This is a genomic window from Candidatus Streptomyces philanthi, assembly GCF_059553635.1.
The window spans coordinates 1-10,514 of record NZ_JCANQV010000208.1 but is presented as its reverse complement, the minus strand read 5'-3'; the positions used below and the strand labels follow the sequence as shown (position 1 = coordinate 10,514).

The 10,514-nt window shown below is 72.2% G+C and carries 10 protein-coding genes; 1 reads left to right on the top strand and 9 read right to left on the bottom strand.

Features of this window, described 5'->3' with window-relative positions; translation table 11 throughout:
- The coding region (locus AC51EU_RS21495; protein WP_496268654.1) for an acyl-CoA thioesterase at positions 1-454 on the bottom strand (454 nt) is incomplete at its 3' end.
- Between the two features lie 231 nt (positions 455-685).
- Here AC51EU_RS21495 and AC51EU_RS21490 point away from each other — a divergent pair.
- Positions 686-2,110 carry a uracil-xanthine permease family protein gene (locus AC51EU_RS21490; RefSeq protein WP_496268653.1) on the top strand — a complete coding sequence of 475 codons (1,425 nt, stop codon included), beginning with the start codon at positions 686-688 and terminating at the stop codon, positions 2,108-2,110.
- 59 nt (positions 2,111-2,169) lie between these two features.
- On the opposite strand, the gene AC51EU_RS21485 is transcribed toward AC51EU_RS21490, so the two are convergent.
- The 8 genes from AC51EU_RS21485 to AC51EU_RS21450 all read right to left on the bottom strand — a co-directional run.
- On the bottom strand, positions 2,170-2,622 hold the full coding sequence (locus tag AC51EU_RS21485; RefSeq protein WP_496268652.1) for a phospholipase: 453 nt from the start codon (positions 2,620-2,622) through the stop codon (positions 2,170-2,172).
- Between the two features lie 304 nt (positions 2,623-2,926).
- Entirely contained in the window at positions 2,927-4,618 is a 1,692-nt protein-coding gene (locus tag AC51EU_RS21480) for a flavin monoamine oxidase family protein (RefSeq protein WP_496268651.1), read from the bottom strand.
- A 129-nt stretch (positions 4,619-4,747) separates the two neighbouring features.
- Complete coding sequence (locus AC51EU_RS21475) at positions 4,748-5,560, bottom strand: carbon-nitrogen hydrolase family protein (protein WP_496268650.1); 813 nt, start codon at positions 5,558-5,560, stop codon at positions 4,748-4,750.
- Positions 5,561-5,728: 168 nt separating this feature from the next.
- The gene (locus AC51EU_RS21470; RefSeq protein ID WP_496268649.1) at positions 5,729-6,184 is read right to left on the bottom strand and encodes an Lrp/AsnC family transcriptional regulator; all 456 of its coding nucleotides are present in this window, start codon (positions 6,182-6,184) and stop codon (positions 5,729-5,731) included.
- A 10-nt stretch (positions 6,185-6,194) separates the two neighbouring features.
- Complete coding sequence (locus AC51EU_RS21465) at positions 6,195-7,655, bottom strand: amino acid permease (protein WP_496268648.1); 1,461 nt, start codon at positions 7,653-7,655, stop codon at positions 6,195-6,197.
- A gap of 391 nt (positions 7,656-8,046) precedes the next feature.
- Entirely contained in the window at positions 8,047-9,510 is a 1,464-nt protein-coding gene (locus AC51EU_RS21460) for a GuaB1 family IMP dehydrogenase-related protein (RefSeq protein WP_496268647.1), read from the bottom strand.
- Positions 9,511-9,630: 120 nt separating this feature from the next.
- The gene (locus AC51EU_RS21455; protein ID WP_496268646.1) at positions 9,631-10,062 is read right to left on the bottom strand and encodes a barstar family protein; all 432 of its coding nucleotides are present in this window, start codon (positions 10,060-10,062) and stop codon (positions 9,631-9,633) included.
- Positions 10,059-10,514, bottom strand: a 456-nt coding sequence (locus AC51EU_RS21450; protein ID WP_496268645.1) for a guanyl-specific ribonuclease, incomplete at its 5' end; no start/stop codon positions are given. The genes AC51EU_RS21455 and AC51EU_RS21450, both read right to left, overlap by 4 nt.

Here is a 10,514-nt window from a genome sequence, read left to right as displayed (position 1 = left end):
CGGGACGGAGCAGGCCGGCGGCGACGGCGCGGGCGCGTTCGGACCAGGGCGCGGGCCGCAGCGCCTCGGGGTCGACGCGGACCACGACGCGGTGGCCGTGGGCGTAGCTCTCGGTGCCGTCGGCGGAGCAGAGGCGGAAGCCGTAGGTGAGGCCGGTACGGCCGAGGCGTTCGATCCAGAGGTGGACGGCGTAGCGTCCGGGGCGGGTGATGGGGCGGTCGTAGGAGATCCGCATCTCCTTGATGACGTTGCACATGTCGCCGGCGGCGGCCCAGTCGCCGTCGAAGCCGAAGCCGTGGCCGAACCAGTAGTCGGCCCAGGCACGCTCGGACAGTACGGGGTACCGCGAGTTGTGGAGCATGCCGAGGGCGTCGAGGTCGTCGAAGTGGACGGTGACGGGTACCAGCTCGCCGTACGGGACGGCACTGGCGGCGTGGAAGGGTTCGACGCTCACAGAGAAAACTCCTGACACTGGTGGGACGGATGGTGCCGCCACTACGGGATCGAGCCATCGTAAGCGGCTGCTTAGAATGCTTTGGCCCCGGACCGGGGCCACGGCAGACCGCTCCCCCGTCGCGCGGCCCTCGTGAGGGCGTCCCCCTCCGGCCGCCACGGACCGGGAGGAAGCGGATGTACACCGCACTAACATTGCCCGGTCATCACCGTGCGAAGAAGTGGAGCAGTCATGGGTCTCGGTGTGCGCTGGACCGTGCACGGCGACGGGCGCACCCCCGCCCCGGGCGCCGTCGTCAGACCGGACGAGCGGCTGTCGTGGCCGCGCACCGCCGGGCTGGGCGCACAGCACGTGGTGGCCATGTTCGGCGCGAGTTTCGTCGCGCCGGTCCTCATGGGCCTGGACCCCAACCTCGCGATCATGATGTCCGGCGTCGCGACGATGATCTTCCTGCTGGCCACCCGCGGCCGGGTCCCCTCCTACCTGGGCTGCTCGCTCTCCTTCGTCGGGGTGGCGGCCGTCATCCGGGCCCAGGGCGGCACCAGTGCCACGGTGACGGGCGCGGTGCTGGTGGTCGGCGCGGTGCTCTTCCTCATCGGTCTCGCGGTGCAGCGGTTCGGGGCGCGGATCATCCACGCCGCGATGCCGCCGGTGGTCACCGGCGCCGTGGTGATGCTGATCGGCTTCAACCTGGCGCCGGTGACGGCCGCGACGTACTGGCCGCAGGACCAGTGGACGGCGCTGCTGACCATGCTGCTGACCGGGCTGGCCGTGGTCTGCCTGCGCGGTTTCTGGTCGCGTATCGCGATCTTCCTGGGGCTGGTCTTCGGCTACGTGGTCTCCTGGGTCTTCGACCGCCTCTTCGGCATGATCCACTCCGCGAACGGGGCCGGGCAGGTCGTCGACCACTGGCGTCTGGACCTCTCCGGCGTCGCCAAGGCCGACTGGATCGGCCTGCCGCACCTGCACGGCCCCGCCTTCCAGTGGTCGGCGGTCCTGGTCGCGCTGCCCGTCGTGATCGCACTGGTCGCGGAGAACGCCGGGCACGTCAAGGCGGTCGGCGAGATGACCGGTGACCCGCTGGACGACAAGCTCGGCACGGCGATCTCCGCGGACGGCGCCGCCTCCGTCCTGTCCACCGCGCTGGGCGGCCCCCCGAACACCACCTACTCCGAGAACATCGGCGTGATGGCCGCGACCCGGGTCTACTCCACCGCGGCCTACTGGGCGGCCGCCTGCTTCGCGCTCCTCTTCGGGCTGTGCCCCAAGTTCGGCGCCGTGGTCGCCGCGATCCCCGGCGGCGTGCTCGGCGGGATCACCGTCATCCTCTACGGCATGATCGGCCTGCTGGGCGCCCAGATCTGGGTGCACAACAAGGTGGACCTGCGCAATCCGCTGAACCTGGTGCCGGTCGCCGCGGGCATCATCATCGGCATCGGCGGCGTCAGCCTGAAGATCAGCACCCACTTCGAGCTCGGCGGGATCGCGCTCGGCACGATCGTCGTCCTCTCCGGCTACCACGTGCTGCGCGCGTTCGCCCCGGCCCATCTCAAGGAGCAGCCGCCGCTGCTGGACGAGGGCACCTCGGCCTACGACGACACGGACGGCGGAGCGCCGCACGGCGGGGCGGCACCGCGCGAGGGCGGCAGGGCGTAGGGCGGCACGGCACCACCGCGGCCGGGCGCCTCCCGGCCGCGGTCCCCCGTCCGGCCCCCTCAGCCGAATTTCTTCACCGCCTCGTAATACGTCCACGCCAGCGCTTTGCAGGCGCTCTTCTTCTTGCCCGAGTACCGCAGGCACACCCGTCGCAGATCCGCGTACAGAGCGGAGTCCACGCGCGGTTTGTTGGCCTTGAAGGCGTGTGCCGCCCGGTAGTTCCGGTAACCGAAGTCATGCCGCGCACAGGCGGTGCGGAAGGGGAATCGCAGCGGATTGTCCGGAGCGTGCGAGCAGTAGTCCGTGGACCAGTCGAAAGCGTACGCGGCATATTTCGCGCGGTTTCCCCGGGCGGCGGCCCACTGGGCGTAACTGGCCGCGCTGGTCTGCGTCCAGGCCGCCAGTACCCGGGGCTTGTCGGCGGGCACGGCCCGCGCGGGGACCGCCGTGGTCAGCAGCGTGCCGAGGGCCAGGGCGGGAGCGGTGAGGGCGGCGGCGAGTCTGCGGGGCATGCTGCAACCTCCGGAATTCTGCGCCGCGTCGCGCGGGCGCTTCCTGGGACGCCGAATGTGCGGGATTCTCCGGGTGCGTCGCCCTCTTCTCCGCCGGCCGGAAAACCGTGGGAGGGCGCGCCGGTTATTACCCCGTTCCGGCGGGCGCCACACCGGGCCGTGCCGCTCGTTCCCGTAATGTCATCCCGGTCATATGACGGTGGTTCAGCACACCCGTGTCCGGGGCCCGTCGGGCGGTAAAGGACGCCGGCCCCGGAAGGCACGGGAGATGCCTTCCGGGGCCGGCGTGATGGGGGGCCGTTCCTCAGTCCTCGGGCAGTTCCACCGGTGCGAGGGTGTCGAAGACGTCGCCCGGTCCGGGGTTGGTGGGGTCGGTGGTGCCGCCGAAGTGGCGCATCACGCCCCACACCGCGTTCAGCGCCGTCTGCACGGCGCCCTCGGCCCAGCCCGCCGTCCAGGAGATGTCGTCGCCGGCGAGGAAGATGCCGCGCTTGTCCTCGGGCAGCCGGTCCTGCACGAAGTGGGTGAACAGGCGCCGCTGGTAGCGGTAGTGGCCGGGCAGGTTCGCCTTGAAGGCGCCCATGAAGTAGGGCTCGTTCTCCCAGGAGACGGTGACCGGGTTGCCGATGATGTGCTTCCTGATGTCGACGCCGGGATAGATCTCCGCGAGGGAGGTGAGCATGACCTCCATCCGTTCCCGCGCGTCGAGCGGGAGCCATTTGAGGCTGTCGTCGCACCAGGTGTAGGAGAGGCAGATGACGGCGGGGCGGTCCGGTCCGTCGTCGAGCAGATAGGTGCCGCGGGTCATCCGGTCCGTCAGGGTCATGCTCATGACGTCCCGTCCGGTCCGCTCGTCCTTGTCCCGCCAGAACGGCCGGTCGACGGGGACGAACAGCTTGCTGGACTCCATGTAGTGGGTGCGCTCGATCGCGGTCCAGTGGTCGATGGGGAACAGCGCCTCGTCACACGCGATCTTCGACAGCAGCATCCAGGACTGCGCGGTGAACACCACCGCGTCGTAGGTGCGGATGTCCCCGGCCGCGTCGGTGACGGTGACCCGGTTGCCCGCGGTGCGGTGCAGCCGGGTGACGGCCGGCCGGGGCACGCCGTCGTGCAGCGAGGACAGCGAGGTGCCCGGCGCCCAGTGCACGAGCTTGCCCGGCTCCCGCTCCCACAGGCGCAGCGGCAGCTGCTGGCTGCCGCCGACGATGCCGCGGTGGTGGTCGTCGGCCTCGGTGTAGACCACCCGCAGGATCTCCAGGATGGAGTTGGGGAAGTCGGTGTCCCAGCCGCCGGTGCCGAAGCCGACCTGCCCGAAGATCTCGCGGTGCCGGAACGAGGAGAACGCCCGCGAGTCGCACAGGAAGCCGTAGAAGGTCTGGTTGTCGAGCTTCTCGACGAGGCGGGACCAGATCTCCCGGATGCGGGGGACGTCGCGCTCGCGGATCGCCCGGTTCATCGCGGAGAAGTCCGCGCCCTCCTCCAGGCACGCGTTCCAGGCGTCCATGACCTGGCGGTAGACCTCGGGCAGGTCGTCCACCGTACGGGCGTAGTGCGACTCGCCCTTGAGGTCGACGACGGTCGAGGGGGTGCCCGGTGCCAGCGGGTTGGGGAACGGGCGGGTCTCCAGGCCGGCCAGGTCGATGTAGTGCTGGAGGGCGGTGGACGACGGCGGGAAGCGCATGGCGCCCATCTCGGCGGTCAGCGACGGGTCGCAGCCCTCGAAGCCGACGGTGCGCAGCCGGCCGCCGATCCGGTCGGCCTCGTACACGACGGGCCGCAGGCCCATCTTCATCAGCTCGTAGGCGGTGATGATGCCGGACAGGCCGCCGCCGACGACCGCGACCTCCTTGCCGTGCTCGGTCGCCGGGACCTGTCCCAGGCCCGCCGGATGGGCGAGGAAGTCGTCGTAGGCGTACGGGAAGTCCGGGCCGAACATGGTGATCGGCGGCCGGTCGTCCGCGTGGTGGGCTGCGGTGGGCACCGTGGACGTCATCGGGTACGGCTCCTTGCGGGCAGGGCGGGCCGCGGTCCTGGCAGGCCGGACCGGGACCGGGCGGGGCGGGAGCGGGCGCGGCGGCGGGGTCCGGGCGCCCGGTGAGGGGGTGCGCGAGGTGGCGCGGTGTCAGGCCGGCGGGCCGTACAGGTCCGGGCGCCGGTCGGCGAGGTAGGGGTTGGCCGCCCGCGACTCCCGGAGGAACCCGGCGTCGGCGTCGGCCGTGACGAGCTGCTCGGCGCGGCCGGCGCGGGTCCGCACGACGCCGTCCGGGCCGGCCAGGCAGCTGAGGCCGGTGAACTCCAGGCCGCCCTCGGTGCCGACGCGGTTGATGTACGCGAGGTACATCTGGTTCTCGAACGCGCGGACCGGGACGACGGACTCGGCGACGAACGGGAAGGGGTGCATCAGGGCGGTGGGCACCAGCAGCAGGTCGGTGCCGGCCAGGGCGTGGGCCCGCACGTTCTCCGGGAACTCCACGTCGTAGCAGATCAGCAGGCCCACCCGGAGGCCGCCGAGGTCGGCCTGGACCACCGGCACATCCCCGGGGGTGAACCAGCCGCACTCGAAGTCGCCGTAGAGGTGGGTCTTGCGGTAGTTGGCGAGGCGGGCGCCGTCGGGGCCGATGAGCTGCGCGGAGTTGTACACCGCGCCGTCCTCGCCGCCGGGGGCGCGCTCGGGGTAGCCGTAGAGCACCGCGACGCCGTGCTCGGCGGCGATCGCCGCGACGGCCGCGGCGCCCGCGCCGTCGGCGGGTTCGGCGAGGCGGTGCAGGCCCTCGCCGATGGCGTAGCCGGTGAGGAACAGTTCGGGGCAGGCGAGCAGTCCGGCCCCGGCGGCGGCCGCCTTCCGTGCGGCGTCCGCCAGCAGCCGCAGATTGTGCTCCGGGTCGCCGGGCCGTCCCGAACTCTGGAACAGGGCGGTGCGCAGCGACGACGACATGGGACACCTCGGGCGGATGTTTCGGGTGGGATGCCATGACCGTACGGGCCGCGGATGATCTCCGGCAAGGCGCGCCCGTTGCGCGGTGACCGGGTATTCGTTGCGCGGAAAAAGGGGCCCGCGGCGATTCGTTGCGCGAGCCCCCTGACGGGCGGGAGGAACGGCCGGTCAGCCCGGAGCGCCCGAGCTGAACCGGCGCAGCAGCGGCGAGAGGACGAGCACGGAACGGGTCCGCTCCACGAACGGCTCGCCCGCGATCCGCTCCAGCACCCGCTCGAAGTGGCGCATGTCGGAGGCGAAGACCTGGACGAGGGCGTCCGCCTCACCGGTGACGGTGGAGGCGGACGCCACTTCCGGGTAACGCGACAGACCGCGGTGGATCGCCTCGGGCGAGGTGTTGCGGCGGCAGAACAGCTCGATGTACCCCTCGGTCTCCCAGCCCAGCGCCGCCGGGTCGACCCGTACGGTGAACCCGGTGATGGCGCCCTCGGCGCGCAGCCGGTCCACCCGGCGCTTGACGGCCGGCGCGGAGAGGCCGACCTCCTGGCCGATGTCGGCGTAGCTGCGCCGGGCGTCCTCGGCGAGGGCGTGGACGATGCGTTCGTCGAGGTCGTTCAGTCGCACTGCTGGTGGTTCATTTCTCTGCTGCGGACAGTCGGGAGCGGCGCATGCCGTACCCGAAGTAGACCACAAGGCCGACGGCCATCCAGACGCCGAAGACCACCCAGGTCACCGCGCCGAGACTGCCCATCATGTAGACGCATAGCAGGAAGCCGACCGCGGGCAGCAGCGGCGAGAGCGGCGTACGGAACGTGCGCGGCATCTCCGGGCGGGTCCGGCGCAGCACGATCACCGCGACATTGACCAGGGCGAAGGCGAAGAGGGTGCCGATGCTGGTGGCGTCGGCGAGCTGGCCGAGGGGGACGGCGGCGGCGAGCACCCCGCAGAACAGCGAGACGATGACGGTGTTGGCGCGCGGCGCGCCGGTCCTGGGGTGCACCTTGGAGAAGACCTTCGGCACCAGCCCGTCGCGGGACATCGCGAACAGGATGCGGGTCTGCCCGTACAGCACGGTCAGCACCACGCTGGCGATGGCGACGACGGCGCCCGCGGCGAGCAGGACGGCCCAGACGTCCTGGCCGGTGACGTCCTTGAGGATGCCGGCGAGCGCGGCCTCCGAGCCGGCGAACCGCTTCCAGGGCAGGGCGCCGACGGCGACGGCGGCGACCAGGCAGTACAGCGTGGTGACGATCACCAGCGAGAGCATGATCGCGCGCGGCAGGTCGCGCTGGGGGTTCTTGGCCTCCTCACCGGCGGTGGAGGCGGCGTCGAAGCCGATGTAGGAGAAGAAGAGGGTGGCGCCGGCGGCGCTGACCCCCGCCATACCCATCGGCATGAAGTCGGCGTAGTTGCCGGAGCGGACCCCCTGGAGGGCGACGCCGCAGAACAGCAGCAGCGCCAGGATCTTGATCGTGACCATGACCGTGTTGGCGCGGGCGCTCTCCTTGGCGCCGCCCAGCAGGAAGACCATGGCGAGCAGGACGACCAGCAGGGCCGGCAGATTGAAGACGCCGCCGCTGCCGGGCGGCGCGGAGAGCGCGGCGGGGATGGTGACGCCGAAGAGGCCGTCGAGGAGTTCGTTGAGGTACTGGCCCCAGCCGACGGCGACGGCGGCGACGGAGACGCCGTACTCCAGGATCAGGCACCAGCCGCAGACCCAGGCGACGAGTTCGCCGAGGGTCGCGTAGGCGTAGGAGTAGGAGGAGCCGGAGACCGGGATGGTGCCGGCGAGTTCCGCGTAGGACAGCGCGGAGAACAGGGCCGTCAGGCCGGCGAGGACGAAGGAGAGGACGACGGCGGGCCCGGCGTCCGGGACGGCCTCGCCCAGGACGACGAAGATGCCGGTGCCGAGCGTGGCCCCGATGCTGATCATGGTCAGCTGCCAGACGCCCATCGAGCGGCGGAGCGTGCCGCCCTCGCCCCGGCCGCCCTCGGCGATCAGCCGCTCGACGGGCTTGCGCCGCGTCAGGCGGCTGCCGAGGGGGGACGGTCTCGGGGCGGTGTCCCCCGCGGGCGGGACCGTGCCGTGCTCCATCACTGGGGTGGCTCCTTCGTCGTTGCCGGTCGGGTGGTCCTCCGGTGACCGGCGACGGTCGGTGTACGGGCAGGACGAAGCACCCCGCCGCCGGAGACCGCCGAGCAGGCGGTCCCCGCCACTCCACGTACAGCGCCCGACCTTATGGCCCGTCGCTGACCTGCCGTAATGCAGGATTCTTGCGCGACTGCGAACAATCGTTGCGCACCGGGGCGGCAAGCGGCGGTTCGTTGCGCGCTGTCGTCCGATCGTACGGGGTCGCCCCGATGCCCCGGACACCGGATAGGCGGTACCGGATATCGGACACCCTCCCACGCCACCTGGCATGACGAAGGCCCCGCACCACAGGGGGTGCGGGGCCGGGGAACGGCGTGCGGAGACGTTTCCGCGGTCAGTTCCAGCTGGCGTGCAGCGGCTTGCCCTCGGCGTAGCCGGCGGCGCTCTGCACCCCGACGACGGCCTTCTCGGCGAACTCCGCCAGCGAGGCCGCGCCCGCGTACGTGCAGGAGCTGCGGACGCCCGCGATGATCGAGTCGATCAGGTCCTCGACGCCGGGACGCGCCGGGTCGACGAACATCCGCGAGGTGGAGATGCCCTCCTCGAACAGCGCCTTGCGGGCCCGGTCGTACGCCGACTCCTCGCTGGTGCGGTTGCGCACCGCGCGCGCGGAGGCCATGCCGAAGCTCTCCTTGTACGGGCGGCCGTCGGCGCTGTGCTGGAGATCGCCGGGCGACTCCAGGGTGCCGGCGAACCAGGAGCCGATCATGACGTTGGAGGCACCGGCCGCCAGCGCCATGGCGACATCGCGCGGGTGGCGCACCCCGCCGTCGGCCCAGACGTGCTTGCCGTACTTGCGCGCCTCGGCGGCGCACTCCAGCACCGCGGAGAACTGCGGCCGGCCGACGCCGGTCATCATCCGCGTGGTGCACATGGCACCCGGGCCGACACCGACCTTGACGATGTCCGCGCCCGCCTCGATCAGGTCGCGCACGCCCTGGGCGGAGACGATGTTCCCGGCGACGACGGGAACCTGCGGGTCCAGCGCCCGCACCGCCTTGAGGGCGCTGATCATCGACTCCTGGTGGCCGTGGGCGGTGTCCACGACCAGGGTGTCCGCGCCCGCCGCCAGCAGCGCCTCGGCCCTGCCCGCCACATCGCCGTTGATCCCGACGGCGGCGGCGATCCGCAGCCGGCCCCGGGCGTCGGTGGCGGGGGTGTAGAGCGTGGCGCGCAGGGCGCCCTTGCGGGTCAGGATGCCGACCAGCATGCCGTCCGCGTCCACCGCGGGCGCCAGCTTGCGGTTGGCGGCGTCGAGACGGTTGAACGCCTCCCGGGCGTCGATGTCCGCGTCGAGGACCAGCAGGTCCTTGGACATCACCTCGGAGAGCTGGGTGAAGCGGTCCACACCGGCCAGGTCGTGCTCGGTGACCACGCCGACGGGCCGGCCGCCCTCGACGACGATGCCCGCGCCGTGCGCCCGCTTGGGCAGCAGCGCCAGGGCGTCGGCGACCGTCCCGACCGGGGACAGCACGATCGGGGTGTCGAAGACCAGGTGGCGGCGCTTGACCCAGGTGACCACGTCGGTGACGACATCGAGCGGGATGTCCTGCGGGATGACGACCAGACCACCGCGGCGGGCGACGGTCTCGGCCATCCGCCGGCCGGCGATCGCGGTCATGTTCGCGACGACAAGGGGGATGGTGGTGCCGGTCCCGTCGGGCGAGGCCAGGTCGACGCCCTGCCGGGAGCCCACCGCGGAGCGGCTGGGCACCATGAACACATCGTCGTACGTCAGGTCGTACGGCACCGAAGAACACTCTTCGAGGGCACCGTTCTTCGGGTTCAGGAATCGCATACCGCCAGGATACGGGTCACCACCCGCGGTGATGCGATTGTCCGACGAACTCCCGTGCCCCGTGGTGCGATACGACGAGACGCCCCGCCGGACGGCCCTCCCGCCCGGCGGGGCGTCCCCTCACCCGGTCCCCCGCGCCATGATCACGGCGAGTCCGGTGTCCGTGCCGCGCCAGTACGCCACCGCGTCCGCGAGCACGTTCTCCACCACGCTCCACTCCTCGGGAGCGGCCGCCGCGTAGCGCTGCCAGCCGGTCACCACCAGCAGCCGGCCCCGGCCGGGCGGGCACCAGGACAGATCGGTCAGGCAGTCGGCGAGCGCGTCCCAGTTGTGCCCGAACCACTCCGGGAAACCGAGCGCCTCGGCACAGCGCCGCAGGAAGGCCGCCTTGTCCGCGACGCCCTCCAGGTCGAGCACCGCGGCGCTCCACCCGGCGCCGCGGGCCGCGGCGACCGCGTCCCGCGCCGGACGGCCCGCGGGCCACGACAGCACCCCGGGGGGCGTACGCCCGTCGAGCACCGCCACCAGCGGCGCGGGCAGGGAGTCCGTCATCGCAGCACCGCCCGGAACGACCGGTAGTGGTCCGCGGTGTAGTACGTCTCGTGCCCCTGACCGGTGACCAGGCGGCGCGCGCCGCGGTCGCGGGAGCCGGGGGTGCGGACCGTGTACTCGTGGTAGTAGCCGCGCGGGTGACGCGGCAGCAGCTTCTCGTGGTTGCCGAAGACCGTGCCGTCCTTGGCGTACGGGAACGGCCCGCCGGCGTCGATCAGCCGCAGGGTGTCGCGGGCCTCGGACGGCAGCTCGCCCGCCCGGACGGACGGCATGCCCTGCGCCCAGCCCGGTGCCCCGGCGGCGCCGGGCCCCCGGTCGCCGGAGACCGCGCTGTGGGACGGGGCGGGCGCGGTCCCCTTGCCGGTGTGGCCCGTGGAGCAGCCGGTGAGGACGAGGAGCAGCCCGGCGAGCAGCGCGCCGAGAAGGGCGGCGGCCCGGCGGGGAGTGGAGCG

What these genes read in the sequence shown, in the direction of transcription:
- AC51EU_RS21490 (WP_496268653.1), top strand. Translation starts at nt 686, where the DNA reads ATGGGTCTCGGTGTGCGCTGGACCGTGCACGGCGACGGGCGCACCCCC.
- AC51EU_RS21485 (WP_496268652.1), bottom strand. Translation starts at nt 2,622, where the DNA reads ATGCCCCGCAGACTCGCCGCCGCCCTCACCGCTCCCGCCCTGGCCCTC.
- AC51EU_RS21480 (WP_496268651.1), bottom strand. Translation starts at nt 4,618, where the DNA reads ATGACGTCCACGGTGCCCACCGCAGCCCACCACGCGGACGACCGGCCG.
- AC51EU_RS21475 (WP_496268650.1), bottom strand. Translation starts at nt 5,560, where the DNA reads ATGTCGTCGTCGCTGCGCACCGCCCTGTTCCAGAGTTCGGGACGGCCC.
- AC51EU_RS21465 (WP_496268648.1), bottom strand. Translation starts at nt 7,655, where the DNA reads ATGGAGCACGGCACGGTCCCGCCCGCGGGGGACACCGCCCCGAGACCG.
- AC51EU_RS21460 (WP_496268647.1), bottom strand. Translation starts at nt 9,510, where the DNA reads ATGCGATTCCTGAACCCGAAGAACGGTGCCCTCGAAGAGTGTTCTTCG.
- AC51EU_RS21455 (WP_496268646.1), bottom strand. Translation starts at nt 10,062, where the DNA reads ATGACGGACTCCCTGCCCGCGCCGCTGGTGGCGGTGCTCGACGGGCGT.